Here is a 26,393-nt window from a genome sequence, read left to right as displayed (position 1 = left end):
GTTGCAAGGAGCGTGCCGTTTACTTCTTCGGGCGCGCGGGCACGTCCTCGAGCGCCTTCATCTCGGCGCGCAGATCGGCGGCGTGCTGCCGATCCATCAGCTTCTCGACCGCACTCTGGTCGCGCCGCGCGCCGCGCGTCGCTTCGGAGCTGCGCTCGACCTGCGCCTCGGCGGCGCGGACGCGGTTCATCGCCGCTTCCGCCGAGCGGTGCAGCCGCTCGCGAAAGTGCGCGCTGGCGGCGAGATTGGCCGCGCCGGCGAAGGTGGAGGGGGCAGGGGCGACCGCGTCGGCGAGTTGCGCGATACGCTGCGCCAGTTGCGTCTCGCTGGTCAGCTGCGCCTGCGTGCGCGCCTCGTCGGCGCGCGCCAGCCCGAGCTGGAGCGTGCGGACTCGGTGCAGGCGCTTCAGCCGCTTGGCGTCAGGCATCGCCGAAGACGCCGGTCAGCTCCATCTCGGCATCGGCCAGCGACACCATCTGGTGCGTGTCCTGGCGCACGAATTCCATGATCGCGGGCTGATAGGCGATCGCGGCGTCGATCGCCGGATCGCTGCCGCTGCGATACGCGCCCATCAGCACGAGATCGCGGTTTTCCTCATAGGTCGCCAGATGGCGGCGCAGAATACGCGCGGCCTGCTGGTGCGGCTGCGGCACGATGTCGTTCATCACGCGGCTGATCGACTTGGAAATGTCGATCGCCGGATAGACCGCACGCTCGGCCATCGCGCGGCTCAGCACGATATGCCCGTCGAGGATCGAGCGCGCCGAATCGACGACCGGATCGTTGCCGTCGTCGCCGTCCGCCAGCACGGTATAGATGCCGGTGATCGACCCGCCGGTGTTCACGTCGGATCCGGCGCGCTCCAGCAAATTGGGGAGCATCGCGATCGCCGACGGCGGATAGCCGCGCGCCGACGCCGGCTCGCCCAGCGCGAGCCCGATCTCGCGCCCGGCATGCGCGACGCGGGTGAGCGAATCGATGATGAGCAGCACGCTCTTGCCCTCGGCGCGGAACGCCTCGGCGATGGCGGTCGCGCGCAGCGCGCCGCGGATGCGGAGCACCGGCGAGTGATTGGCGGGCACCGCGACGACGACCGAGCGCTTGCGCGCCTCGCCCGCCACCTTGGTTTCGAGGAAATCGGCGACCTCGCGGCTGCGCTCGCCAATCAGCCCGATCACGACGACATCGGCCTGTGCCGCGCGCACCATCATCCCAAGCAGTACCGACTTGCCGACGCCCGACCCGGCCATGATCCCGACGCGCTGGCCCTGGCCGACGGTGAGCAGGCCGTTGATCGCGCGCACCCCGACGTCCATTGGCGCGAGCACGCGGCCACGGTCTAGCGGCGATTGCATATGTCCGGCGAGCGGCCAGCGCCCCGCGCCGCGGATCGGGCCGAGCCCGTCGATCGGATTGCCCGCGCCATCGACGACGCGTCCGAGCATCGCCGCACCGACCTCCGCCTCGCCCGGCGGCCCCATCGGACGCACCGGCGCGTTCGGCAGCAGCGCGGCCGGGCCGCCGAGATTCATCATCAGCGTGCGGCCGTTGCGGAAGCCGATCACCTCGGCCTCGACCTGTTGCCCGCCCTCCGCGCCGATCTTGCAGACCGTGCCGACCGGCAGCGACAGCCCGACCGCTTCCATCAGCAACCCGTCATAGGACGACAGCCGCCCGGCGACGCGCGGCTTCGGCCGCGATCCGGCGAGCGCGAGCGTGCCGAGATAATCCTCGGCGAAGCGGTTCAGCACGCGGGCACCGCCGCGCGCTCGATGGCGGTGGACAGCTGATCGAGCCACATCGCCGGGCCGTCCTCGACGATCGTCGACGCGGCCTCCATGACGAAGCTGCCGCGCTCGACGCTTTCGTCGGCGACCGGGAAGACGGTGCCGGGCACGCGGCCTTCGAGCAGCGGCAGATCCTCGGGATGGACGCGCAGCATCGCCGATTCGCTGGCATCGGCGAGCAGATCGGTCGCAGCCTCCACGCGCGCGGCCAGCAACGGGGCGGAGACGCCGATCTCGCCGACCAATTGCGTGACCAGCATCGTGACGGTGCGGCGCAGCGCGCTGGCCAACGCGATGCGGTCGATCGCGCCACCAGCCTTGATCGCGTCCGCGACCGCGTCCAGCAACGCGCGCTCGCGCGATACCACCGCATCGGCGGCGATCGCGGCATCGGCCAGCCCCTCGTGATAGCCGGCGATCCGCGCCGCCTCGATCTGCTCGACGCACGCCGGGATCGGCGCATCGGCGTCCATCATGTCCCAGCCCGCGGTCGGATCGGCGTCGCGGTCGGCGGGGGAAAAATGGCGCGGCTGGTCGCCAGCGGCCTCGTCCGACGCGTCGTCCGCGCCGGTCGGGGCCGGCGATCGCGCGCCGAATGCCTGTTCGATGCGCGCGATCAGGTCCGCGGGCGTGAAGCCCGGTGCGATATCGGATCGCGCACGCGTGCGGCTGAGCGCTGCCGCGTTCGCGCGCGACGGCATACCGCTGACGAAATCCACCTCATACATAATCGTCGTCGCCTGCCCCGAGGTTGATCGTGCCGTCCTTGGCAAGGTTGCGCGCGATCTGGATGATCGCCTTCTGCGCCTCGAGCACTTCGCTCAGCTTCATCGGCCCGCGCGCTTCCATATCGTCGCGGATGCCCGATGCGGCACGTGCCGACATGCAGCCGAGGATGCGGTTGCGCGCCGCCTCGTCCACACCCTTCAGCGCGCGGCCCAACGTATCGCCGTCGACGTTGCGGATCAGCGTGCCCAGACCCTTGTCGTCCAGTTCCAGCAGGTTGTCGAAGACGAACATCGCCTCCTCGATCTGCCGCGCGATGTCGCGGTCCATCTTGAGCAGCTTGGGCATGACGCGCTGTTCGGTCGACTTGCGCGCGCCCTGCAGGATCTTCGCCGCCTCGCGCGCACCGCCCAGTTGCAGCGCGGTCGACGACGCACCGCCGCCGCCGCTCGCGCTGCCGCCGCCGGTGCGGCTCGCGATCAGCGTGCGCAACGCGTCGACCGCATCGGGGGTGATCGGCCCCAGCCGCGCGATGCGGTGCAGGATGTCGGGCTGCGTCAGCTCGGGCAGCAGTTCGAGCACCTGGCTGCCGATCGCCGGATCCAGATTGGCGATCAGCACCGCACAGATCTGCGGATGCTCCTTGTCGAGCATCGCCGCGATCTCCTTGGCATCCAGCCAGTCGAGCAGGTCGATCTCGCACACCGCCTCGGCCGGGGTGATCTGCGCCAGCACGCTCTCCGCCTTGTCGCGGCCCAGTGCGCGCGTCATCACCGCCTCGACCTTCGGACCGGGGTTGAAGGTGATGCCGGTACGCTCGCGCGCCTTGCCGACGAAGTCGTCGAGCACCAGCTCGACCTCTTCCTCGCTGACGTCGGCGACCGCGAACATCGCGGTGCCGAGCTTGCGGACCTCTTCGGGGTCAAGCTTCTGGAGGATTGCGGCGGCCTCTTCCTCACCGACGAGCATCATCAGCACCGCGGCGCGTTCGACGCCGGTGAAGATGCGCGGAGCGGTCGCGACCTCGCTCACGGCTTGGCGTCCGCGACGAGCATGTCACGCACCGCCAGCGCCGCGCGCGCCGGATTGTCGCGCGTGAAGCCGCGCACCGCGTCGATCCGTTCCTCGTAGCTCTGGCTGGTCTCGATCTGGTCGAGGCTGACCGGCGAGTGGACCGCGATCTGCTCGCCGTCGGCGTCGAGGCCGTCCTCGCCCGATCCGCCGTTCGATCCCGCACCCTGGCCCCGCGTGCCATCGGCGATCGCGGCGGCTTCCTTGGGCGACGTGGCATCCTCGCGCTTCTTCATCAGCGCCTTGGCGATCGGACGCACGCCGAGCAGCAGCACCAGCAACGCGATGACGAGCGCGGTCAGGTTGCGCGCGAGCATCGGCACCAGTGCATTGTCGTACCATTTCGGTGCGGCGCTGGCGTCGGTGCTGGCGTCGGCGAACTTGCGGCTGATGACCGTGACGTTGTCGTTGCGCGTCTGGTCGAAGCCGACCGCGCTCTTCACCAGATCGTTGATCTGCTGGATCTCCATCGCGGTGCGCTTGGTCTTCTCGGGATCGCGCAACAGCACCGCGACCGACAGCCGCTTGATATTGCCCGGCGCCGCGCGCGTGACCGAGACTTCCTTGTTCAGGTCGTAGGCGCGCTGGAACGCGTCGGTCTGCTTGGCCGGATCGGGCGCGGGGCCGCCGGCGGTCGGCGTGGCGGCGGGCGTGCCGGGATTGCCGGTCGCGGGTTGCGGCGTCGACAGCTGCGACGCGGGCGGCGGGGTGTTGCTCAGCGCACCGGGAATGCCGCCGGGGGCCTGACCCGGTGCCATGTTGCCCGTCCAATTGCCGGTCTCGGCGCGCAGCCGGCCTTCCTTGTCGTAGCTTTCGCGCGTCGCGCTGGTCTCGTCGAGATTGACGTCGGCCTGCACCTCGGCGGTGAAATTGCCCGCGCCGACCAAGGGCGTGAGCAGCTGGATCAGCTGCTGGCGATATTTGTCCTCGACGCGGCGCTGGAATTCGATGCGCTTGTCGTTGGCGCTGTCGGGGCCGTCCCCCGACTTGGTGAGCAGCCCGCCCATCTGGTCGACGATCGTCACGGCGTCGGGCTTCAGCCCCGGCACCGACGAGGCGACGAGGTTGACGATCGACTGGACCTGCGCGTCGCTCAGCGAGCGGCCACCCTGCAGCTTGACGACCACCGACGCCGACGGCGCGGCATTGTCGCGCACGAACACGCTCGCCTCTGGCATCGCGAGATGGACGCGCGCCTCGGCGACCGCATCGATCTCCTGGATCGAGCGCGCCAGCTCGGTTTCGCGCGCCTGGCGCAGGCGTTCGCCCTCGACCGCGCGGCTGACGCCCATCGGCAGCTCGTCGAGGATCGCGTAACCACCCGGTGCCGCCTTGGGCAGGCCCTGCCCGGCGAGCAGCAGCCGCGCCTTGGAATAATCCTCTTCGTTGACGGTCAGCGTCCCCGCCGAATCGTCGATATGGCTGGGAATGTTCGCGGCCGACAGCGCGGTGGTGACCGCGGCCTTGTCCGAATCGGGCAGCCCCGAGAACAACGTCTTCTGCGGCGGGGTCGACAGCGCCGACCAGGCGAGCCCGGCCGCGCCGATCAGCCCGACCATCAACGCCATCGGACCGGCACGCCGCACTGCGGGCTGCGCCATCACGCCCTGGATCTGGCGCAGCGGATTGGCGAACTTCTCGGGGACCAGCGTGACCGGCACCGGGTTCTGCGGATTGGGGGCGAGAGCGTTGCTCATATCAGACCGGCATGCTCATGATGTCCTTGTACGCGGACAGGATCTTGTTGCGGACCTGCAAGGTGGCCTCGAAGCCGACCGACGCTTCCTGACGCGCGAGCATCACCTTGGCGATGTCGACGGTCTCGCCGCGTTCGTACTGCTCGGACAACGCCGACGCCTTCTGCTGGCCGTCGTTCACCTTGGCGATCGCCGACTGCATCGTATCGGCGAAGCTGGTCGCGTTCGCCGCGCCGCCCGCCGCCGGGGCAGGGGCGGCCGACGCCGCGCCGCTGGTGCGGTTCAGGGCGGCGTTGCGTTCCAGGATCTGCGCGCGCAGCGCCATCACCCGGTCGACACCGCCGACGCCTCCGATCGCGCTCATGCCGACAGCATCCGGCTGGTGCCGGCGGCGAGGTCGTCACCCTGCTCGCGCGCCTTGGCGAGCCGGTAGCGCAGCGTGCGCTCGGAGATGCCGAGCCGCTTGGCGGTTTCGATCCGGCTGCCGCCGCACGCTGCCAGCGTCTCTCGGATCGCCGCGAACTCGGAGAATTGCACGACCTGCCCCAGCGTGTTGTCGTCGCCGCCGCCCAGCGGGGCGACGCGCGGCGCGGGCGACGGGCGGTCGAACACGATGTGATCGGCCTCGATCGTATCGCCGCCCGCGAACAGCAAGGCGCGCTGAATGACGTTCTCCAGCTCGCGGACGTTGCCCGGCCAGTCGTGCGCGACCAGCTTCTCGATTGCAGCGTCGCTCGGCCACGGCACCGAGGCGCGGGTGCCGGCGTGGCGCAGGATCATCGTCGCGGCGAGCGCCGGGATGTCCTGCGGCCGCTCGGCGAGCGCGCGCGTCGACAGCGGGAACACCGACAGGCGGTAGTAGAGATCGGCGCGGAACCGGCCTGCGGCGACTTCGGCCTGCAGGTCGCGGTTGGCGCAGGCGACGACGCGGACGTCGACCGGCTGCGGCATCGTCGCACCGATCGGCACCACCTCGCGCTCCTGCAACACGCGCAGCAGCTTGGCCTGGAGGTTGAGCGGCATCTCGGCGATCTCGTCGAGCAGCAAGGTGCCGCCATTGGCAGCGCGGAAGAAGCCTTCGCCGCCCGACGACGCGCCGGTGAACGCGCCCTTCTGGTGACCGAACAGCATCGCCTCGAGCATCGTTTCGGGCAAAGCGGCGCAGTTGATCGCGACGAACGGGCCGTCGCGGCGCTCCGAATTCAGGTGGATGGTGCGTGCCAGCACTTCCTTGCCGGTGCCGGTCGGGCCGTTGATGAGCACGGTGATGTCGGCCTGCGCGACGCGCTCGGCCAGTGCGAGCAGCGCCAGCGACTCGGGATCGGCGGCGGTCGGCAGCTCCGGCCCGCCGACCAGCGCGCGGGCGAAGGCGTTGCCGACCGCGGCGTCCGCATGGCCGTAGGCGATTCGCGCCGGCTGGCCGTCACGGAACGGGATCACCTCGCGCCCGCTGTCGCCGACGATCAGCGTGCGCGCCGGGGCGGGCACCGCCTCGCCGTCCGCGACCAGATAGGCGACGTTCGGCTGCGGCCGGGCGGCGGGGGCCTGCACCGCAAAGCCCTGCGCGCGCAGCGAGGACACGAGCGTCAGGTGCGCGCGCTCCACGGTGGCTGTCGGCATGATCGATCGCATGGCGAGAAATTCCCTCGAATCAGTGCGAGTGTGATGCGGCTACGGTGGTTAACGCGCAGTATAGTTTGCCGCGTTGCCGGCAGGTTTTTTCCGGGCGCGGGGAGCGCCCGCGCGCGCGTACACAGAGGGGAAGTGGGGAGAATCCCGCGGACGCCGACCGCGAAAATTCCTGGCGAAAAGCGCTAAAGGTCCGCCGCGGGCAGCCGTTTGATGCGGTGACGGCACGGCCACCTGCTCATTCGGGGGCGGCGGGACGGGCCGGTAGATGGAGATATTCCCATGACCGTGATCAACACCAACACCTCGGCGATGCGCGCCACCAACGCTTCGACCGCTGCGAGCAAGTCGCTGGCGACCTCGATGGAGCGTCTGTCGACCGGCAAGCGCATCAACTCGGCGAAGGACGACGCCGCCGGCCTCGCGATCGCCAACCGCATGACCAGCCAGACCAAGGCGATGGCGATGGCCGTCCGCAACGCCAACGACGGCATCAGCCTGGCGCAGACCGCCGAAGGCGCGATGGGCGAAGTCACCAACATGCTGACCCGCATGAAGGAACTGGCCACCCAGTCGGCCAACGGCACGCTGCAGGACTCGGATCGCACCGCGCTCCAGTCGGAAATGACCCAGCTCACCGCCGAAGTGAACAACGTCGCCAAGACGACCTCGTTCAACGGCGTCAACCTGCTCGACGGCAGTTCCACCTCGGTCAAGCTGCAGACCGGCATCAACGCCAACCAGAACATCAGCATGTCGCTGACCGACACCCGCGCCTCGACGCTGGGCCTGACGGCGGCGGTCAAGGGTACGGCGGTCACCGCGACGGCGATCGCTGCGGGTGGCGTGGTCGTCAACGGCCAGGATATCGGCGCAGTGGTTGCCGGCGACAAGGACGCCAGCAAGATCGCCACCGCCATCAACTCCGCGGTTTCGAACGTCACCGCCACCGCCAAGAACAGCGTCACCGCCAGCGTCGGCACGCCGACCACCGGCAACACGCTGGTCATCGGGTCGACCACCGTCACGATGACCGACAACGAGAAGGACGCTGCGTCGGTCGCCGCCAAGATCAACAGCACGCTGGCGGGTGTCTCGGGCAACAAGATCGCCGCCACCACCGACACGACGGGCAAGCTGGTCCTGACCAGCAGCGACGGCAGCAACATCGCGCTGACCGACACCAACAGCATCCTGTCGGGTGCCAAGGACGGCTTGAACAACGCGGTGACGACCGGTGCGACCGCCGTGACGGTGCGCGGCAACGTGTCGATCGAAGCGGCGTCGGGCACCGCGCTGACGATCTCGGGCACCGCGGTGGCAGACGCCGGCCTGACGGCGGCCAGCACCTCGGCGATCTCGATCTCGTCGCAGACCGGCGCATCGGCGGCGATGTCGGTGATCGACGGCGCGCTCGACAAGATCTCGTCGGCTCGCGGCACGATGGGTGCGGCGCAGAACCGGCTGGAATCGACGGTCAACAACCTGACCACCACCGCGACCAACCTGTCGGACGCGAAGAGCCGCATCGAGGACGCCGACTTCTCGACCGAGACGACCGCGCTCGCCAAGGCGCAGATCCTCGGCCAGGCCTCGACCGCGATGCTGGCGCAGGCCAACCAGTCGCAGCAGGGCGTGATGAAGCTGCTCGGCTAAGTCCGGCAGCCGACCACCGGCCTCTCGCCCCCGATCAGAGCGGGGCCGGTGCCGGACCAGAGGACCCCCGTCAGCCGGATGGCTGGCGGGGGTTTTCGCTGTCTGGGGGCGGGGCTCGACCCAAGCGCCGTCGCCCCTGCGCAGGCGGGGGCCCATGTCTGTCTCGCCCGGGCGAGCGGCATGACACAGGCGCGCCGATTAACGTGTCGGCGTCGCGAGATACGATGCCGTCATAGGCTCCTGCCTGCGCAGGAGCGACGGTGGATGAAGGAGACGGCCGCGACCCTCGGTTGCCTCGTCGTGCCGGTCTCGACCCGATACCCCGCTACGTCGCGGCGTTCGAGCCTCATGGGATAGCGGCTCAGCCCTCCGGCGACGGGGCAGCGCAGTGCGGGTAAACGGCTCGGCTGCCGGGAAGGTCAGGGAAGCCGCCGCAGGGGTTAACCCCACACGCCGTCGCGCAGGCAGGGGCCCATGGCTGTATCGTCCAGCCGAGCGGCCAGACATAGGCACATCATCGCCTGTGTCGCGTCGCGCAAGACTAAGCAGAGATAGGCCCCTGCCTGCGCAGGGGCGACGGCGTTTGGGGAGGCTCGGCTCGATCCCACCCATCACCAGCCCGCAAACAAAAACCCCGGCGGCCGCATCCGGCCACCGGGGTTATTGTGTCACTCTTCGTCCGACACCGTCAGATCGTCGGGATTGTCGTCCGGCTCGCCGGCGGGAAGATCGTCCGGCGCATTGGTGCCGTCGGGATCGCGCTGGTCTTCGCTGAGCGCCGGGTGGCTGCGGGGTTCGGTCATCGCTTCCTCCTCCTGATCGCCGCACCAACGCACGGCCACCGGCGAAGGTCGCATCCCTCAGCGCTGCGTCATCGCCTTCTTCAGCTTGGCGTGCGCGGCGCTCTTGATCTGGCAGACGCGCGCCGCACCGATCCCAAGCACCTGCCCGATCTCCTCGAGGTTCAGTTCCTCGACGTGATAGAGCTGGATCACCAGCTGCTCGCGCTCGGGCAACGCCGAGATCGCGGTGATCAACCGCTCGCGGGTCTGCGTTTCGGAGAGCTGCTCGAACGCGTCGGGTTCGTTGCTGGCGAACCACGGCTGGTCGTCGGCATAGACCTCGTCGATCGATTCATACTTCACCGCCTCGGCGGCGGCATATTCGGTACGCAGCTTCTCAGGCGTCACCTCCAGCCGCGTCGCCAGCTCGCGCTCGGTTGGCGCGCGACCATATTCGTGGCTCAGCTGATTGACTGCGCGCGTATATTCGCGCTTCCGCCGGATCGCGCCGCGCGTCATCGCGGCGTGGCGACGCAGCTCGTCGATCATCGCCCCGCGCAGCCGCGTGACCAGATATTGCCTGAGCGTCACCTGCCCGCGATCCTCGAACGTCGCGACCGCCTCGACCAGCGCGACCAGCCCGACCTGCACCAGATCCTCGACCTCGATCGCGGTCGAGACGCTGCCGTGGACGTGCCACGCCAGCCGGCGGACCAGCGGCAGATGCTCGCGGACCAGCGCATTCTCGTCACGCGCGCGGGGGCGCGGCTTATAGGTGAGCGGCGCGCCGTCCAGCGGCAGCGCGACGGGCTGGGCGGCAGCGAACGCCTGCGGCATCGGTTCGGCGCTCATGCCGCCAGCGCCTGCTGCTGCGGCTGGTTGCCGATGATCGCGACGACCTCGACGGCCTTGTCCTCGGGGACTTCGAAGAAGCTCATGACGGGCGTATCCGGTAGAACGGTGCGGACGAGTTTGCGGATCGCGACGCGGATCGCGGGCTGGACGACCAGCGCGAACGGCTTCGCTTCCGCGATGAGCGGCTGGGCCGCGGCTTGCAGCGCGTCGACGATGCGACGGCCGAGTTCGGGTTCGATGACGTGCCGGCCGGGATCCTGCCGCGCGGCCTGGCCGAGCAATTGCTCCAGCCCGCCCTCCAGCGTCATCACGCGCAGCGGCTCGCGCACGCCGGCCAGCTTGGCGATGATCAGCGAGCCCAGCTCGGGGCGAATCAGTTCGATGATCTCGACCGGGTCGGCGCTGCGCTGTGCGGCGAGCGAGATCGCCGCGGCGATGCGGCGGAACTCGCGCAGTTGGATGCCTTCGGACAGCAGCCCCTTGAGCACGGTCGCCAGCGAGGTGAGCGGCAGCGGCGCCAGCGCGGCGACCAGCTGCGGCGCACGCTCCTTCAACTCGTCGAGCAGCGACTGGACCTCGTCCGCGCCCAGCAGGTCGCCGGCGTTCGCGCCCAGCGCATGGTTGAGGTGCGTCGCGATCACGGTGCCCGAATCGACGACCAGATAGCCCTGGCCGGTCGCGACATCGGCGTCGCCGGTCGCGATCCACGTCGCGTCGAGTCCGAAGGTCGGGTCCTTGGCCTTCTTGCCGATCAGCTCGCCGAAGCCCTGCCCGGTGTCGAGCGCCAGCATCTCGTCGGGCGAAACCTGATCCTCGCCGACGCACACTCCGCCCAGCATCACGCGGTACGTGTAGGGCGGCAGGTTGATGTCGTCGCGGACGCGCACCTGCGGCACCACGAAGCCGAGTTCCTTCGACAGCTGGCGACGCACGCCGGTGATCCGACCCATCAAGGGCGCGCCGCGCCGCTCGTCGACCAGCGGGACCAGCCCGTAGCCGATGTCGAGGTTGACGAGCATCGTCTCCGACACTTCGTCCCAGCCGATCTTGGAGGGATCGGGTGCCTCGACCGCGGGCGGCGTCTCGACGATCGCGGGGCGCTTGGCGATCTGGTGCAGCTTCCACGCGGCGAACCCGGCGGCGCCGGCAAGCGGCAGGATGACGAAGTGCGGCATCCCCGGCAGCACGCCAAGCAGCACGAGGATCACCGCCACCGGCGTCCAGGTGCGCGCCGAGCCGAACTGGCTGCCGATCTGGCCGGCGAGGTCCTTCTCGGATTTCACGCGGGTGACGATCGCGGCGGCGGCGATCGAGAGCAGCAGCGCCGGCACCTGCGCGACCAGCGCGTCGCCGATCGCGAGCATCGTATAGGTCTGCGCGGCCTTGGCGATCGTCAGCGAATGGCTGACCGGGCCGAGGATCAGGCCACCGACGATGTTCGCGGCGAGAATCAGCAGGCCGGCGACCGCATCGCCCTTCACGAACTTCGACGAACCGTCCATCGAGCCGTAGAATTCGGCCTCGGTGGCGACATCGACGCGGCGCTTCTTGGCTTCGTCGGGGGTGATGAGCCCGGCGTTGAGATCGGCGTCGATCGCCATCTGCTTGCCGGGCAGCGCGTCGAGCGTGAAGCGCGCCGACACTTCGGAGACGCGGCCGGCGCCCTTGGTGACGACGATCAGGTTGATGATGACGATGATCGCGAACACGAACAGGCCGACGACATAGTCGCCGCCGATCACGAACGATCCGAACGCCTCGATGACATGCCCCGCCGCCGCCGAGCCGGTGTGGCCGTGGACCAGCACGATGCGCGTCGAGGCGACGTTGAGGCCGAGCCGGAACAGGGTCGCGAACAGCAGCACGGTCGGGAAGGACGAGAAATCGAGCGGCTTCTCGGCATTCAGCGCGACCATCAGCACCGCGAGGCTGATCGTGATGTTCATGATGAAGAACACGTCGAGCAGGAAGGCCGGGATCGGCACGACCATCAGCACGACGAGCAGCAGGATCGCGGCGGGCAGCGCGCCTTGGCGGGCGTGGGCGAGGATCTTCATCTTTTAGCGCCCCAGCCCGGCGAGCATCATATACGCCAGCCGCGCATTGTCCGGGGACGGGCGCAGCAGGCTGGCCTGATTGCCACGCTGGCCGAGCGCCGACTTCGCCCAGTCGAGCGCATCGGTCGCGCTCTGCCCGGTGCCGGTGACGACGGTGGCGTCCTCGCCCATGGCGAGCGCCTGCGCCGCGAACTGCCATTGGTTGTTGGCCTTGGCGGTCGCGGCGGCGTCCGATCCGTTGCCGAGCTTGTCGGCGAAGCGTTGGTAGACCTCCGACAGCGAGCGGGCGGAGCCGTCGCGCTCGAAGAACACGCTGCGGTTCGCGCGCGCCGCGGTCGGGAACACCGCCGCCGCGCTGCGATCGGGATTGCTCTGCATCGCCGACAGGAAGGTGCGCGCCCCGCCGATGCCGAGGAAGTGCGCCATGTAGAGGTCGGTGCCGGTCGCCTCACGTCCGGTGACCGCCTCGATCGCGCTCTTGTTGTCGCTGGCGTGTTCGGCGGCCATCAGTGCGGAGACTTCGGGGTTGTTGCGCAGACCCAGGATCGCCTGGCGATTGCCGCCTGCGACGGTGTAGCGTCCGCCCGACTTCTGGATGCTGTCCGCGGCCCAGCCGAGGCCATGCTCGGCGCCATGCTGTTTGACGACCGCCAGCCAGCTCTGGTCGAGGAACTGGTACAGCCCGCTCGCCGACGAGGTGCCGGAGCGCGCATTGGCGTTGAGCCCGCTCTCCAGCCGCGCCTGACCCATCAGGTAATCGAAGTCGACGCCGGTGCGCTGCGCGGCGCGCTGGATCGCGGAGGTAACCCGCTGGGTGGCAGAGGTGATCGTGGCAACGGTCATGCCCGGCATTTCTGCAAGGGGCGTGCCAAAAGGGTGAGGCCGACCCAAACCGCCGTCGCCCCTGCGCAGGCAGGGGCCCATGTCTGTCGCGTACCGGGTGACGGACCGACACACGCCCGTTCACCGTGTCCTGAAGGTCGGTCATCGACGAGAGAGACTTAGGCCCCTGCCTCCGCAGGGGCGACCGGCTTCGCACGGTCGGAATCACGACGCCCCGGGGGCGGGCCGGGGCGTCGTCGTGTCAGCGGTGTGGCAATGGATCAGGCGTAGGCAGCGGCGCTGCGGCCGTAGGAGCTGCCGCCCTGACCGGAAAGAAGTTGCAGGCGGCGGCGAACATTTGCCGCCATCAGGTTCACATAGATGCGGCAGGTGTCGTTGAGGCGGTCCGCCTCCTCGACCAGCCCGCGCAGTTCCGGCGTGGCGGGGCCGTCGCCGAGCTGGCGCAGATCCTCGATCGCGCGCAGCTTGTTCGAGGTCGCACGCTCCAGCGCGTTCATGTCGTTGGTCTTGAGCGCGGCGATCTCGGCATGAAGCATGTCGATCACGCGCACCAGCGCATCACGCCTGTTCATTGCGGGACATCCAATCGTAGCGCAGCGCGATGAACTGGTCGGCGATCGTCGACGGCGACAACGGGAAGGTTCCGTTGACGAGCGCGGTCTTGATCTCCTGCACGCGGTCGGCGTTGACCGGCGGCGACCCCGCCATCGCGCTGGCGAGCGCACCCGGTGCCTGCGTGGCGTCGCTGCCCGCCTGCTTCGTGACCGGCGCCGCCTTGGCGACCGGTGCGGCCTTTGCGGCCGGCTGGACGGCCGCAACGGAGGAAACCCCCGTTCTGACCGTCGCTGATCCTATCGATTCCACCATGTCCACACCCGTGGGTTTCTGCTGACACCGGCAGAAACGACCGTTGGGCGGGTGGCTTTAGCACTTTTTTTATTCCGGCCAGCCGGGCAGCGTCGCGCGGCCCGCGTCGACCGCCACCGCCTGCACCGGACGCGTGGAATCGGTGACGCGCACCATCACGCGCGCGCCGGGGGCGGCATCGGCCATCGCAACCCCTTCGCGGGTGATCGAGAAGCCGTCAGAGCCGGCCTCGATCGTCACCGGGTCGCCACGTCGGATCACCGGCTCGGCGCGCGGCGCGGGCGCGGCCGCGCCGGTGCGCATCACCGCCGGGGCGGCGCTGGCGGCGCGTGGCGGGGCGATGACGGGGACGAAGATCCGCCACGCCGGATCGGCGCAGGCGACCACCACCGCGTCATGCGCGTCGGTGCGCCACGACAAGGCGACCATCCCGCAGGTGGCGAGCCGCAGCCGCGCGTCGACCGGCGCGCGCGCGCCGCCCTCCGCCCCGATCGGGCGCGTGGTGAAGGCGGCGACCGCGCGATCGATCGCGACGGTATCCTGAAAGGCGAGCGAGGCGGCGGCGAGCAGCGCGATCATGGGTGGGTTCCTTGAAGATGAGTCTCGCCGGCGAAGGCGAGCGTGACGGCGACCGCGCGCGGACCGTGCGCGGGCGTCGTGGAAAGCAGCAGCCGCGCATCGGGCACGCCGCCTGCGGCGAGCGCGGCGGCGACGACGCGCGCGCGATCGGCGGCGAGCACCGTCGCGCTGCGCGAGGCCGGATCGACATCGGCGGCGCTGCCGTCGGTGCTGGCGATGACGGTCAGCCGGACGCGCGGGTCGCGCAGCTCGGCGCGCGCCCAGCCGACCAGCGCGTCGGTCGACTGCGGCAACACCGCCGAGCCGGGCGCGAAGCCCGCGACGCCGTGGCTGGCGACGGGCATTGCGACCGGGGCGGGCTCGACCCCGAACCCCTCGGCGATGCCACGCGCCAGATCGCGCGGGGTCAGCGTCTGGTTGGCCTGCAGCAACACGAAGAAGCCGACCAGCAGCAGCGCCAGATCGGCGAGCGTGATCAGCCACAGCGGGCGGCCGGGCGGGACGTCGAGCACTGCGTCGTCGCTCATGCCGCTTCGTCCTGCGCAACGATCGCCAGGGGCGTTTCGACCTCATGCACCCGCGCATGGACGCGCGGCGCCTCGCGCTCGGCAAGCGTGGCGAGTGGTGCGACCAGCCGCTCGCGCTCGAGCAATTCGGCGCGCGCCGCGGTGCGCAGCCGCGCCGCGACCGGCATCGCGACGAGATTGGCGAGCAACGCGCCATATAAGGTGGCCAGCAGCGCGATCGCCATCGCCGCGCCGATCGCCTGCGGGTCGCTCATCCGCGTGAACATCGCGACCAGCCCGATCAGCGTGCCGATCATTCCCATCGCGGGGGCGGTCTCGGCCATCCCGGTCCAGCATTCGACGACGATGCGGTGGCGCTCGGCGCGCTGGCGACGCGCGGTGTCGAGCGCCTCGACCACCACCGCCGGCTGCGCGCCGTCGACGATCAACACGACCGCCGCCGCGATATCGGCATCGCGGATCACGCTGCGGTCGAGCGCGTGGACGCCGTGGCGCTGCGCGATTCGCGCCAGCGTCGCGATCTGCTCCAGCCGTGCATCGGCGCGGAAGCGGCGGCGCGGCAGCGTCGCCAGCGCGAGCAGCGCGCGCACGAGGTCGCGCGACGGGGTGCGCAGGAGGGTCGCCAGCATCGTGCCGCCCAGCACGATCGCAAGCGCCACGGGATCGAGGAGCAGCGCGGGAGTCATGCCCGCCCCGTTGCAAGCCGTGGGCCAAGTGAGTGGGGCGCCTAGGCGGCCGGCAGCGCGGCGCGCCGGCGGCAAGTGGTTTTGCCGGCAACCGGCAAGCCTTTGCCGCCCGGTCACCCGTCCACTCCGTCATTGCGAGCGTAGCGAAGCAATCCAGAGCCGGATCAGGACGCCATGGATTACTTCGCTACGCTCGCAATGACCAGATTCGCTTTCTCCCCAAGCGCCAAGGTGATGCACCGCCCATCTCATTTGGCACGGCCTTTGCTCAACAGCTTCACGCACCTGTCGTGCATGGAGGAGTTGGGGCCGATGGCCGAGGGATTGTTCGGAGTTCATGCTGCCGCGCTGGAGGTGCGTTCACAGCGCATGGGCGTGCTGGCGTCGAACATCGCCAATGCGTCGACGCCCAATTTCAAGGCGCGCGACATCGACTTCACCACCGCGCTCAACGCGGTCGAGAACCAGCCCGGCGGCGTGGACGCGGATCTGGGCGGTGCGCTGAAGTATCGCGTGCCCACCAACCCGTCGATGGACGGCAACACGGTGGAATTGTCCACCGAGCAGACCGCCTTTGCCGAGAACGCCGTGCAATATCAGAGCACGCTCGCGTTCCTCAATGGACGCATCGGGCAGATCACCCGCGCGCTGAAGGGAGAATAAGCCATGTCGGGCAATCCGATGACGGTCTTCCAGGTCGCGGGCCGCGCGATGTCGGCGCAGCTGACGCGGATGAACACCACCGCGTCGAACCTCGCCAATGCCGGCGGCGTCGCCGGCACCGAAGACGCCGCCTACAAGACGATGAAGCCGGTGTTCCGCACCAGCTTCGATCAGGCGAGCGGGCTGTCGACGGTCGACGTGCAGCAGATCGTCACCGCGGGCGAGAAGCCTACCAAGCGCTACGACCCCAATCATCCGCTCGCCGACAAGGACGGCAACGTCTTCGACGCGGCGGTCGATGAATCGCGCGAGCTGGTCGACATGATGGAGACCGCACGCAGCTACCAGAACAACGTCGAGGTGATGCAGACCGCCAAGACGCTGATCCTCGACACTCTCAAGATGGGTCGCTGACCATGACCAGCATTACCGCCAATACCAGCGGCGTCGACAAGGCCGCGCAGGACGCGATCTTCTCGTCGGCCGGCGTCGCGCGTTCCAATTCCGTCACTGGCACCAGCGACGCCGCGTCGACCGTCGGCAAGTCGCAGCTGGGTCAGAAGGACTTCGTGCGCCTGATGACCGCGCAGCTGCAATATCAGGATCCGTTCAACCCGCAGGACAATACGCAGATGGTCGCGCAGATGGCGACCTTCTCGCAGGTCGCGGGGATCAGCGAGATGAGCAGCACGCTTGCAAGCATCGCCAATCGGCTCGGCACCACGTCGTCGGGCGACGCGATGAGCTTCGTCGGGCGCACCGTACTGACCGAGGGCAAGACCGCCTACGAGCGTACCTCGGGCGGGATCATGGGCGCGGTCGAACTGCCCAACTCGGCCACCGACGTCGACGTCACGATCACCGACAAAAACGGCCTCGCGGTCAAGAACATCCAGCTCGGCAAGCAGGAGGCCGGCGCGGTCGACTACAGCTGGGACGGCAAGGACGACGCCGGCAACAAGGTCGAGAATGGCCCCTACACCGTCACCGTCGAGGCCGCGAACGGCAGCACGATCGTCGCCGCCAAGTCGCTGGTCTGGGCGCCCGTCGAAACCGTCAGCTTGAGCGCCGGCGCCGAGCCGGTCCTCAACGTCACCGGCCTTGGCAAGGTCGATCCCGCCGCGGTCCGCAAGGTCGCCTGATCCCCCTGATTCACCCCATTACCCGCAGGAGTACCCCCCATGTCCTTCTTCACCTCGCTTTCGGGCCTCCAGGCCATGCAGACCGACATGTCGGTCATCAGCCACAACCTCGCCAACGTCTCGACCAACGGCTTCAAGAAGAGCCGTACCGCGTTCGCCGACGTCATTTCGTCGAACGTGTCGACCGACCCGCGCAAGATGGTCGGCTCGGGCGTGTCGGTGAAGGGCACCGTGCAGCAGTTCTCGGACGGTTCGTCGAACCAGACCAAGAGCGCGCTCGACATGCAGATCCTCGGCGAAGGCTTCTTCGTGGTGAAGTCGACGGGCCTGTCGGACCAGGTCAACTACACCCGCACCGGCGCGTTCACCGTCGACGACAGCCGCAACGTGATCGACGCGCAGGGCAGCTACCTGATGGTCTATCCGGTCGATAACGACGGCAACGTCACCGCGACCGGCGACAAGTCGCTGACCAACCTGCAAATTCAGCCGACCAGCGGCTCGCCGAGTGCGACCAAGAACGTTGCCACCAAGGTGCAGATCCCCTCGACCGCGACCGTGAAGGACGCATCGCTGTTCAAGCGCACCGATACCTCGACCTACAACAACTCGGTGGCAACGCGCGTCTACGACGCCAACGGCAACCCGATGACGATGACCAGCTATTACGTTCGGACCAAGGAAGGCGAGCCGAACGCGGCAACGCCGAACACGGGGACGTGGCAGGTTTTCACCTATGTCGGCGACCAGATGCTGACGCCGAAGGGGGCGGGGACGGCCGGTCCGGTCACCCAGACCTACGACACCAAGGGGGCGTTGGTCGCACCGACGACGATCACGTTCGAGGACTTCATTCCGGCCTCGGGCGCCGCGGCTCAGGGGATCAAGCTCGACCTGACCGGCTCGACGCAGACCGCCGCCGCTGCCGCGGTCAGCAACCGCGTGCAGGACGGCGTCGCGGTCGGCCAGCTGGTCGGCATCACCGTCGACGACGCCGGCATCATCAAGGCCAGCTATTCGAACTCGGACATCGTGCCGCTCGGCAAGGTCGCCATCGCCAAGTTCTCGGCGCCGACCGGTCTGCGTCAGGCAGGCAGCAACTATTGGCAGGCGACGGGTATCTCGGGGAAGGCAACGCTCGGCTTCGCCGCCGCCGAGGGATTCGGCAGCCTGAAGTCGGGCCAGCTCGAAGGCTCGAACGTCGACATCACCGAGGAGCTCGTCAACCTGATCGCCGCGCAGCGCAACTTCCAGGCGAACTCGAAGGCGCTCGATACCGCGACGCAGGTATCGCAGGCGATCCTCAACATCCGCGGCTGAGGCAGGCGGCGAGCACGTCGGAGAGGATGTAAGTGGACAAGCTGGTCTATACCGCGGCGACCGGTCTGCGCGCGCATATGCAGTCGCAGGCCGCGATCGCCAACAATATGGCGAACGTCTCCACCACCGGGTTTCGCGCCGATCGCGTGGTGTTCGACCGGATCATCCTGTCCGACGGCTCCACGCAGCTGTCGGCGCGTCAGCCGACCTCGGAAGAGGTGCGCGACGCCGATCGCGCGCCCGGCGTCGTCCAGCAGACCGGGCGGCCGCTCGACGTCGCGGTGGGCGATGCCGACAAATGGCTGGCGGTGCAGGCGTCCGACGGCTCGGAAGCCTATACCCGGCGTGGCGACCTGTCGGTGTCCGCCGCGGGCACGCTCCAGACAGGCGATGGCTTCATCGTCATGGGGCAGGGTGGCCCGATCACCGTGCCGCCGTACGATTCGATCAGCATCGGCTCGGACGGTTCGATCTCGATCGTGCCGCAGGGCGACAAGACCGGGCAGACCACTGTCGTCGACCGGCTGAAGGTCGTGTCCAGCAAGGGCAGCGATGCCGTGAAGGGGCTCGACAATCTGATGCGCGTGCGCGGCGGCGGCGTGATGCCCGCCGATCTCGACGCCGGAGTGACCAGCGGCGCGCTGGAGGGCTCCAACGTCAACATGACCCAGGCGCTGGTCGACATGATCGAGAACCAGCGCAGCTACGAAGTGCAGGCCAACTTGCTGAAAGAGGCCCGCTCCATGGACGAATCGAGCGCATCGGTGATGCGCCTGCCGGGCTGAGGAAGGACCTGACCGATGACCACCGCCGCCATGCACATCGCGCGCACCGGGCTCGACGCCCAGGACACGCGGATGCGCGTCATTTCGAACAACCTCGCCAACGTCAGCACCACCGGCTTCAAGCGCGATCGCGCCGCGTTCGAGACGCTGTCGTATCAGGTCGTCACCGCGCCGGGCGCGCAATCGACCGGTGAGACCAAATATGCCACCGGGCTCAATCTCGGCACCGGCGTCCGCGTGCAGGGTACGTCGCGCACCGAAACGCAGGGGTCGATGAGCCAGACCGGCAACAGCCTCGACCTCGCGCTCGACGGCGGCGGCTATTTTCAGGTGCAGATGCCCGGCGGTCAGCTCGGCTATACCCGCGCCGGCAATTTCTCGCGCTCGCCGGAGGGGCTGCTGATCACCAGCCAGGGCTATCAGGTGATGCCCGGCATCACGATCCCCACCAACGCGACGCAGATCACGATCGGCACCGACGGCACCGTGACGGCGACGATCCCGGGGCAGACCGAGGGGCAGAACCTCGGGCAGATCCAGGTCGCCAGCTTCCCCAATGCGGCGGGACTGGAGTCGAACGGCGACAACTTCCTGCTGGAAACCGCATCGAGCGGCGCGGCCAACATGGGCGTGCCCGGCGAGGACGGGCGCGGTCGCGTGCGGCAGGGGACGCTGGAGGCGAGCAACGTCAACGTCGTCGAGGAGCTGGTCGACATGATCGAGACGCAGCGCGCCTATGAGGTCAATTCGAAGATGATCTCCGCCACCGACGACATGCTGAAAACCGTTAACCAAAATCTGTCATGAGTCGCATCATGATGATGTCGCATTCTTTTCGACGGTTGCGGGTGATCGTGGGCGGGGTGCTCGGCGCCGCCGCCGTGGTCGCTTTGGTGCCCGCGCCCGCGCACGCCAGTGTCTTCGGCAAGCTGCTCAAGAAGAAGCCTGCCGAGGATTTCAGCGCCGCGCGCGTCGAGCCGGTCGCCCCGATGCCGGCCGCGCCGGTCGCCGATGGCGCGATCTTCCAGGCGTCGGGCGGCTACGCCGCGCTTTACGAGGGCTGGCGCGCGCGCCGCGTCGGCGATCCGCTGACGATCGTGCTGGTCGAGCGGACCGCGGCGTCCAAGTCCTCGGCGTCGAAGATCGATTCGAAGGGCTCGTTCGGGCTCACGCCGCCGACCACCGGCCCGCTGGGCGGCTTGCTCAGCCCCAGCGATATCGGCGCCAGCGGCAATCGCGGCTTCAACGGCACCGGCGCGGCCGACCAGTCGAACTCCCTGTCCGGCGAAGTGTCGGTGACGGTCGCCGAAGTCTATCCCAACGGCACGATGCTGGTGCGCGGTCAGAAGCGCGTGACGCTCAACCGCGGCGACGAATTCGTGCAGATCAAGGGCATCGTCCGCTTCGCCGACGTCGACCGCGACAATCGCGTCGAATCGACCCGCGTCGCCGATGCGCAGATCGCCTATACCGGCAAGGGCGACGTCGCCCGCGCCAGCCGTCAGGGCTGGCTGTCCCGCTTCTTCCAGGTGGTGAGCCCGTTCTGATGCTGCGCACGCTCTTCATTGCGCTCCTCGCGCTGATCGTCTCGGTGCCCGCGCAGGCAGACCGCATCAAGGATCTGGGCGGGTTCCAGGGCATCCGCTCGAACCAGCTGACCGGGTACGGCGTGGTCGTCGGGCTGCCCGGCACCGGCGACGACAATCTCGAATATACCGTGCAATCGGTGAAGGCGGTCGCGTCGCGTTTCGGGCTGCAACTGCCCCCAAATGCAAATCCGGGGCTGAAGAACGCCGCGGTGGTGCTGATCACCGCCGAGCTGCCGCCGTTCGCCAAGCCCGGCCAGCGGATCGACATCACCGTCGCCTCGATGGGCAAGGCCAAGTCGCTACGCGGCGGTGCGCTGGTGCTCACCCCGCTGCTAGGCGCCGATGGGCAGGTCTATGCGATGGCGCAGGGCAATCTGGCGGTCGGCGGGCTGGGTGCGGAGGGTGCGGACGGATCGAAGATCGTCGTCAACGTCCCCTCGACCGGTCGCATTCCCGAGGGCGCGACCGTGGAGCGCGCGGTCGCGACCGGGTTCGCCGACACGCCGTTCCTCACCTACAATCTCGCCCGCGCCGACTTCACGACCGCGCAGAACGTCGCCGCCGCGATCAACCGCAAGCTCGGCTTCGGCTCGGCGCAGGCGACCGACGCGGTGTCGGTCGCGGTGCGCGCGCCGGTCGGTGCCGACGTCCGCGCGACGCTGATGAGCGAGATCGAGAACCTCACCGTCGACAGCGCCGAGCCGCCCGCCAAGGTGATCGTCAACGCGCGCACCGGCACCGTGGTCATCAACTCCGCGGTCCGCCTCGCGCCGGCGGCGGTGACGCACGGCAAGCTGACCGTCCGCATCGACGAGAGCCAGCGCGTCAGCCAGCCCGCCCCGCTCAGCAACGGCCAAACCGCGCTGGAGAACCGCTCGAACGTGCAGGTCACCGAGGAGAAGAAGCCGATGTTCCTGCTCACGCCCGGCCCGAAGCTGGCCGATGTCGTCAAGGCGGTGAATGCGATCGGCGCCTCCCCGGCCGACCTCGTCGCGATCCTCGAGGCGCTGAAGGAAGCCGGCGCGCTCAAGGCCGAACTGGTGGTGCTGTGATGACGGACGCGATCGGACCGATCACCGGCCAGACCGGGCTCGACACCGGGCTCTCGCGCGCCGCGACGAAGCAGAACCTCGACAAGGCCGCGCAGCAGTTCGAATCGGTGTTCACCGGCATGATGCTCAAGTCGATGCGGCAGGCGAAGCTCGCCGATCCGCTGATCGACAGCAAGGCGATGGACACGTTCCGCGACATGAGCGACCAGAAGGTCGTCCAGAACATGGCCGAGCACCACCCGCTCGGCATCGGGCAGGCGATGAGCAAGTTTCTCGCGCAGTCGCAGCCGGAGATCGGGGCGGGCTCGACCGAGGCAGCGACCCCGAAGCCCTGACTCGGTCACCGCCGGCTCCCGCCCTACCTCCGTTCGTCCTGAGGAGAGGCTGAGCCTGTCGAAGCCTCGTCTCGAAGGACATGCGCGGAAGGATGCTTCGAGACGGCATTTCGACTTCGCTCAATGCCTCCTCAGCACGAACGGAGGAGGGGGGGAGTCCGGTCACCCGGCAGGCACCGCCTCCAAATACTCCACATCAACCCGATCTTAACCCGAATCGTGCGACTCTCACCGCATGAGTGATCTGCTCTCCCTCGGCGCTTCGGGCGTGCGCACGTACCAGACGGCGCTGGCGACGACGTCGGAGAACATCGCCAATGCCGGCAATGCGTCCTACGTCCGCCGTACCCCCAGCATCCGCGAGATCACCGGCGGCACCGGCTGGAACACCTCGTCGCCGAACGGCATGGGGGCGTCGGCCTTCAACGTCTTGCGCGCCGGCAACAGCTACGCCGACCAGACGCTGCGCACCGCATCGTCCGATCTGTCGCGCACGCAGGCCGGCTCGGTCTGGCTGGAGCGGATTGAAACCGCGCTGAGCAGCGGCGGGCTGTCGTCGCGGCTGACCGGCTTCTTCGCCGCCGGCACCGCGCTGCAGGCCGATCCGTCCTCCGCCGCCCTGCGCGCCGGCATGTTGAGCGCGGGTTCGTCGGTCGCCGATGCGTTCGGCGTCACCGCGCGCGCGCTCGACGATGCCGGGGCCGAGCTTGACGGGCAGGCCGTACAGGGCGCCGCCGAACTGTCGCGGCTCAACCAGGCGATGCTCAAGGTCAATCAGGGGCTGGTGCGCACCGCACCCGGCACGTCGGCGATGGCCGGCCTGATGGACCAGCGCGACGAATTGCTCCAGCAGATGAGCGCGCTGAGCGACATCGACGTCAAGCTCGACGATTACGGCCGCGCCACGGTGCGCGCGGGCGGACCGAACGGCCCGGTGCTGGTCGATCCGCGCGACGCCAGCGAGGTCGCCTATGGGCGCACCGGCAGCAACGTCGCGCTCGCGGTGCGCCCGTCGAGCGGCACGCCGACATTGTTCGATCCCGAAGGCGGGTCGCTCGCCGGCATGGTCGAGGGCGCGCAGCGGATCGCCTCCGCACGCGACGCGCTGGGGCGAATCGCGACCGATCTGACCCAGACGGTCAACGACCTGCAAGCCGCCGGCGACGACCAGAAGGGCAATCCCGGCACCGACTTCTTCGAAGCGAGCGCGACCGATCCCACCGTCTTCACGGTCAAGCTGACCGGCGGCGACCAGATCGCGGCCGCGGGTCGGGCGGGCGGATCGCGCGATGCGTCGAACCTCGCCGCGCTGGCGGGCAAGCGCACCAGCATGGGGTTCGAGGGCAGCGTACAGGCGCTCATCACCGACAATGCCGCGACGCTCAAGCAGCGGCGGCTGGTCGCGGATGCGCAGACCACGATCCGCGACGGCGCGATCACCACGCGCTCCGAACTGACCGGCGTCAACCTCGATAACGAAGCGATCGACCTGCTGAAGTTCCAGCAGGCGTATCAGGCGTCCAGCCGCGTCATCCAGGTCGCCAAGGAAACCTTCCAGTCGATCCTCGAGATCAGGTAAGCGTCATGCAGATCGCCAGCAGCCTCATGTTCGATCGGTCCGCGGCGCGGATGGGATCGCTGATGTCCACCGCGGTCAAGCTGCAGACGCAGATCGCGACCGGCAAGAAGTTCACCTCGCCCTCCGAAAACGTCACGATCGGGCAGCAGCTGGCCGAGTTCGACCGCAAGAACATCGACGCGGCCGCCTATACGTCGAACATGAACATGTCGCAGTCGATGCTCTCGCAGGCGGACACGACGCTCGAATCGATCACCACGCAGATGCAGCGCGCCACCGAACTGACGGTGCGCGCCGGCAACGGCTCGCTCAGCGCGCAGGATCGCAAGGTGATCGGCGACGAGCTGAAGGCGGTCGTCGACACGCTGGTGGGGCTGGGCAACGTCACCGATTCGAACGGTCGTTCGCTGTTCGGCAGCGCCGACGGGACGCAGGCGGTGACCAGGAACGCCGACGGCACCTTCGCCTACAATACCGCGCCGTCGCTGTCGGAGGTGCCGATCGCCGACAACATGTCGATCCAGCCGACCGAAACCGCCGCGCGCATCTTCCAGAGCCCGGCCGGCGACACGCTGGCGATGCTCTCGCAGTTGGCGGCCGCGTTGCAGGGGGGTGACACGACCGGTCAGGCGGCGCGCGATGCGCTCGACAAGGTCAATACGGCGACCGATCAGGTGTCGATCGTCCAGGCGTCGGTCGGCGCACGCGCCGCGCGCGTCGAACTCCAGCAGACGCTGCAGGAGAATATCTCCGCCGATCGCGAGGAGTTGCGCTCGTCGCTGGAAGATACCGACATCACCTCGGCCGCGGCGGAATTCGCCAAGACGATGACGATCCTCAACGCGACCCAGTCCAGCTTCTCCAAATTGTCGCAGCTGTCGCTGTTCAGCTACCTGCGCTGATCGTCGTCGGTCGCGACCACGACGCCGCAAGGCCTCCGTTCGTGCTGAGCCTGTCGAAGCACATGCCCGGACCCCGGACGCCGCGACGCGATCCGCCGCCACTCGCCCGTAATACGCCCCTCGACAGGTTCAGGCCGAGCGGCGGAGATGCGCCTGTGCCCATGCTTGCCCCATTCGAACGATAATCTCCTCCGCACCCCCGCGGTAACCACTTCTCCACCGCTGTCGGGTTAACCACGGCCTTCGAGAATCATCCCGCAAGCGAATTGGGGAAAAGCGCATGTTCCCGGCCATCGGCCTCGTCATCCTCCTCGGCATGGTGTTCGGCGGTTTCGCCATCACCGGCGGCAACCTCGAACCCGTGTTCGAGGCGATCCCGCACGAGATGCTCATCATCGGCGGCGCCGCGGTCGGCGCGCTGGTCATCGGCAATTCCGGCAAGGAGCTAAAGGCGCTGGGCGGCGGGCTCGGCAAGGTCTTCAAGGGGCCGGTCTACAAGAAGCAGGACTATCTCGACGTCATCTTCCTCGTCAGCAAGCTGATGAAGATGCTGCGGATGGAGGGGCCGATCGCGCTCGAGCCGCATGTCGAGGATCCGAAGTCGTCGGCGGTGTTCGCCGAATATCCGCGACTGCTGAAGGACCATACTTTGGTCAACCTGATCGCCGACACGCTGCGGCTGGTCGTCGTGTCCTCGGGCACGCTCGACGTCCACGCCGTCGAGGAGGTGATGGAAAACGCGATCAAGACCCACCACCACGAGGTCGAGGGGCCGGAGCATACGCTGCAGAGCCTCGCCGATTCGCTGCCCGCGCTCGGCATCGTCGCGGCGGTGCTCGGCATCGTGAAGACGATGGGCTCGATCGACAAGCCGCCGTCGGTGTTGGGCGGCATGATCGGCTCGGCGCTGGTCGGCACCTTCATGGGCGTGTTGCTGGCGTACGGCATCGTCAATCCGTTCGCCGGGCGGCTGAAGCAGGTCGTGTCAGCCGACGCGGCGATCTATCACGTCGTCAAGCAGATCATCATCGCCTCGCTCCACGGCCATCCGCAGCCGCTGGTGATCGAGGCGGCGCGCTCGGGGATCGACCACAAGAACCAGCCCGGCTTCGCCGAGGTCTTCGACGGCCTGCGCGGTAAGTGATGTTTGATCGGCTTCCGCCGATGATCGGCACCGGCCCGCTCCCCCACCCGACCGCCCACGATCGTACCCTGAATGGGCGGTCGGGTGGGGGAGCGGGCCGGTGCCGCTGCTCCGAAGGAG

At 68.6% G+C, this 26,393-nt stretch carries 29 protein-coding genes; 13 read left to right on the top strand and 16 right to left on the bottom strand.

The genetic code is table 11. The features are described 5' to 3' along the window. Positions 1-19: 19 nt before the first annotated feature. Genes PGN12_02725 through PGN12_02695 form a run of 7 tightly spaced genes read right to left on the bottom strand, consistent with a single transcriptional unit; the run spans position 20 to position 6,913 of the window. Positions 20-427, bottom strand: coding sequence for a hypothetical protein (locus PGN12_02725; GenBank protein MEH3102797.1), 408 nt, complete (start codon positions 425-427; stop codon positions 20-22). Beyond that, the gene (locus PGN12_02720; GenBank protein ID MEH3102796.1) at positions 420-1,751 is read right to left on the bottom strand and encodes a FliI/YscN family ATPase; all 1,332 of its coding nucleotides are present in this window, start codon (positions 1,749-1,751) and stop codon (positions 420-422) included. The genes PGN12_02725 and PGN12_02720 overlap by 8 nt, the downstream gene beginning before the upstream one ends. Further along, a complete protein-coding gene (locus PGN12_02715; GenBank protein MEH3102795.1) occupies positions 1,745-2,515 on the bottom strand; it encodes a flagellar biosynthesis protein FliH in 771 nt (256 codons plus the stop codon). The genes PGN12_02720 and PGN12_02715 overlap by 7 nt, the downstream gene beginning before the upstream one ends. Beyond that, positions 2,508-3,545 (bottom strand): flagellar motor switch protein FliG, encoded by a 1,038-nt coding sequence (fliG, locus tag PGN12_02710; GenBank protein ID MEH3102794.1) that lies wholly within the window; start codon positions 3,543-3,545, stop codon positions 2,508-2,510. Before fliG ends, PGN12_02715 begins: the two co-directional genes overlap by 8 nt. Further along, positions 3,542-5,281, bottom strand: a complete 1,740-nt coding sequence (gene fliF, locus PGN12_02705) for a flagellar basal-body MS-ring/collar protein FliF (GenBank protein ID MEH3102793.1) — start codon at positions 5,279-5,281, stop codon at positions 3,542-3,544. Before fliF ends, fliG begins: the two co-directional genes overlap by 4 nt. Position 5,282: 1 nt before the next feature. Beyond that, entirely contained in the window at positions 5,283-5,645 is a 363-nt protein-coding gene (gene fliE, locus PGN12_02700; protein MEH3102792.1) for a flagellar hook-basal body complex protein FliE, read from the bottom strand. Next, on the bottom strand, positions 5,642-6,913 hold the full coding sequence (locus PGN12_02695) for a sigma 54-interacting transcriptional regulator (protein MEH3102791.1): 1,272 nt from the start codon (positions 6,911-6,913) through the stop codon (positions 5,642-5,644). The genes fliE and PGN12_02695 overlap by 4 nt, the downstream gene beginning before the upstream one ends. A 279-nt stretch (positions 6,914-7,192) precedes the next feature. Between PGN12_02695 and PGN12_02690 the strand changes: the two genes are divergently transcribed. Next, entirely contained in the window at positions 7,193-8,566 is a 1,374-nt protein-coding gene (locus PGN12_02690) for a flagellin (protein ID MEH3102790.1), read from the top strand. A gap of 668 nt (positions 8,567-9,234) precedes the next feature. Here the strand turns inward: PGN12_02690 and PGN12_02685 are convergent. The 9 genes from PGN12_02685 to PGN12_02645 all read right to left on the bottom strand — a co-directional run bounded on the left by PGN12_02685 (position 9,235) and on the right by PGN12_02645 (position 15,762). Then, on the bottom strand, positions 9,235-9,369 hold the full coding sequence (locus tag PGN12_02685) for a hypothetical protein (protein MEH3102789.1): 135 nt from the start codon (positions 9,367-9,369) through the stop codon (positions 9,235-9,237). 57 nt (positions 9,370-9,426) lie between these two features. Further along, entirely contained in the window at positions 9,427-10,200 is a 774-nt protein-coding gene (locus PGN12_02680) for a FliA/WhiG family RNA polymerase sigma factor (protein ID MEH3102788.1), read from the bottom strand. Then, a complete protein-coding gene (gene flhA / locus PGN12_02675) occupies positions 10,197-12,260 on the bottom strand; it encodes a flagellar biosynthesis protein FlhA (GenBank protein MEH3102787.1) in 2,064 nt (687 codons plus the stop codon). The genes PGN12_02680 and flhA overlap by 4 nt, the downstream gene beginning before the upstream one ends. A gap of 3 nt (positions 12,261-12,263) precedes the next feature. After that, positions 12,264-13,103 (bottom strand): lytic transglycosylase domain-containing protein, encoded by an 840-nt coding sequence (locus PGN12_02670; protein ID MEH3102786.1) that lies wholly within the window; start codon positions 13,101-13,103, stop codon positions 12,264-12,266. Positions 13,104-13,363: 260 nt separating this feature from the next. Continuing rightward, positions 13,364-13,675 carry a flagellar protein FlgN gene (locus tag PGN12_02665; protein ID MEH3102785.1) on the bottom strand — a complete coding sequence of 104 codons (312 nt, stop codon included), beginning with the start codon at positions 13,673-13,675 and terminating at the stop codon, positions 13,364-13,366. After that, on the bottom strand, positions 13,662-13,970 hold the full coding sequence (gene flgM / locus PGN12_02660) for a flagellar biosynthesis anti-sigma factor FlgM (GenBank protein MEH3102784.1): 309 nt from the start codon (positions 13,968-13,970) through the stop codon (positions 13,662-13,664). The genes PGN12_02665 and flgM overlap by 14 nt, the downstream gene beginning before the upstream one ends. A gap of 69 nt (positions 13,971-14,039) precedes the next feature. Beyond that, entirely contained in the window at positions 14,040-14,549 is a 510-nt protein-coding gene (locus PGN12_02655; GenBank protein ID MEH3102783.1) for a flagella basal body P-ring formation protein FlgA, read from the bottom strand. Then, positions 14,546-15,076 (bottom strand): flagellar motor protein MotB, encoded by a 531-nt coding sequence (locus PGN12_02650; GenBank protein ID MEH3102782.1) that lies wholly within the window; start codon positions 15,074-15,076, stop codon positions 14,546-14,548. The genes PGN12_02655 and PGN12_02650 overlap by 4 nt, the downstream gene beginning before the upstream one ends. Next, positions 15,073-15,762 (bottom strand): MotA/TolQ/ExbB proton channel family protein, encoded by a 690-nt coding sequence (locus tag PGN12_02645; protein ID MEH3102781.1) that lies wholly within the window; start codon positions 15,760-15,762, stop codon positions 15,073-15,075. The genes PGN12_02650 and PGN12_02645 overlap by 4 nt, the downstream gene beginning before the upstream one ends. Positions 15,763-16,074: 312 nt before the next feature. Between PGN12_02645 and PGN12_02640 the strand changes: the two genes are divergently transcribed. From PGN12_02640 to motA, 12 genes are all read left to right on the top strand, one after another. Beyond that, complete coding sequence (locus PGN12_02640) at positions 16,075-16,425, top strand: flagellar basal body protein (GenBank protein ID MEH3102780.1); 351 nt, start codon at positions 16,075-16,077, stop codon at positions 16,423-16,425. 3 nt (positions 16,426-16,428) lie between these two features. Further along, complete coding sequence (gene flgC / locus PGN12_02635; GenBank protein ID MEH3102779.1) at positions 16,429-16,839, top strand: flagellar basal body rod protein FlgC; 411 nt, start codon at positions 16,429-16,431, stop codon at positions 16,837-16,839. Between the two features lie 2 nt (positions 16,840-16,841). Then, positions 16,842-17,567 carry a flagellar hook assembly protein FlgD gene (locus PGN12_02630; GenBank protein ID MEH3102778.1) on the top strand — a complete coding sequence of 242 codons (726 nt, stop codon included), beginning with the start codon at positions 16,842-16,844 and terminating at the stop codon, positions 17,565-17,567. A gap of 39 nt (positions 17,568-17,606) precedes the next feature. Then, positions 17,607-18,887 carry a flagellar hook protein FlgE gene (locus PGN12_02625; protein MEH3102777.1) on the top strand — a complete coding sequence of 427 codons (1,281 nt, stop codon included), beginning with the start codon at positions 17,607-17,609 and terminating at the stop codon, positions 18,885-18,887. Positions 18,888-18,919: 32 nt separating this feature from the next. Then, the gene (gene flgF, locus PGN12_02620) at positions 18,920-19,672 is read left to right on the top strand and encodes a flagellar basal body rod protein FlgF (protein MEH3102776.1); all 753 of its coding nucleotides are present in this window, start codon (positions 18,920-18,922) and stop codon (positions 19,670-19,672) included. Positions 19,673-19,687: 15 nt separating this feature from the next. Next, positions 19,688-20,479, top strand: a complete 792-nt coding sequence (gene flgG, locus PGN12_02615) for a flagellar basal-body rod protein FlgG (GenBank protein MEH3102775.1) — start codon at positions 19,688-19,690, stop codon at positions 20,477-20,479. A 14-nt stretch (positions 20,480-20,493) separates the two neighbouring features. Beyond that, positions 20,494-21,219, top strand: coding sequence for a flagellar basal body L-ring protein FlgH (locus PGN12_02610; GenBank protein MEH3102774.1), 726 nt, complete (start codon positions 20,494-20,496; stop codon positions 21,217-21,219). Beyond that, on the top strand, positions 21,219-22,313 hold the full coding sequence (locus tag PGN12_02605; GenBank protein ID MEH3102773.1) for a flagellar basal body P-ring protein FlgI: 1,095 nt from the start codon (positions 21,219-21,221) through the stop codon (positions 22,311-22,313). Before PGN12_02610 ends, PGN12_02605 begins: the two co-directional genes overlap by 1 nt. Next, positions 22,313-22,648 carry a rod-binding protein gene (locus PGN12_02600; GenBank protein MEH3102772.1) on the top strand — a complete coding sequence of 112 codons (336 nt, stop codon included), beginning with the start codon at positions 22,313-22,315 and terminating at the stop codon, positions 22,646-22,648. The genes PGN12_02605 and PGN12_02600 overlap by 1 nt, the downstream gene beginning before the upstream one ends. A 235-nt stretch (positions 22,649-22,883) precedes the next feature. Beyond that, positions 22,884-24,227, top strand: coding sequence for a flagellar hook-associated protein FlgK (gene flgK, locus PGN12_02595; GenBank protein ID MEH3102771.1), 1,344 nt, complete (start codon positions 22,884-22,886; stop codon positions 24,225-24,227). Between the two features lie 62 nt (positions 24,228-24,289). Beyond that, positions 24,290-25,129, top strand: coding sequence for a flagellin (locus tag PGN12_02590; GenBank protein ID MEH3102770.1), 840 nt, complete (start codon positions 24,290-24,292; stop codon positions 25,127-25,129). A gap of 280 nt (positions 25,130-25,409) precedes the next feature. After that, positions 25,410-26,273, top strand: coding sequence for a flagellar motor stator protein MotA (gene motA / locus PGN12_02585; GenBank protein MEH3102769.1), 864 nt, complete (start codon positions 25,410-25,412; stop codon positions 26,271-26,273). The last annotated feature ends 120 nt before the right edge of the window (positions 26,274-26,393 follow it).

The sequence above is a fragment of the Sphingomonas phyllosphaerae genome, from assembly GCA_036946405.1.
Taxonomy (GTDB): domain Bacteria; phylum Pseudomonadota; class Alphaproteobacteria; order Sphingomonadales; family Sphingomonadaceae; genus Sphingomonas; species Sphingomonas phyllosphaerae_D.
Note: the sequence above shows the minus strand (reverse complement) of the source record. Positions and strands in the feature narration are given on the sequence as shown.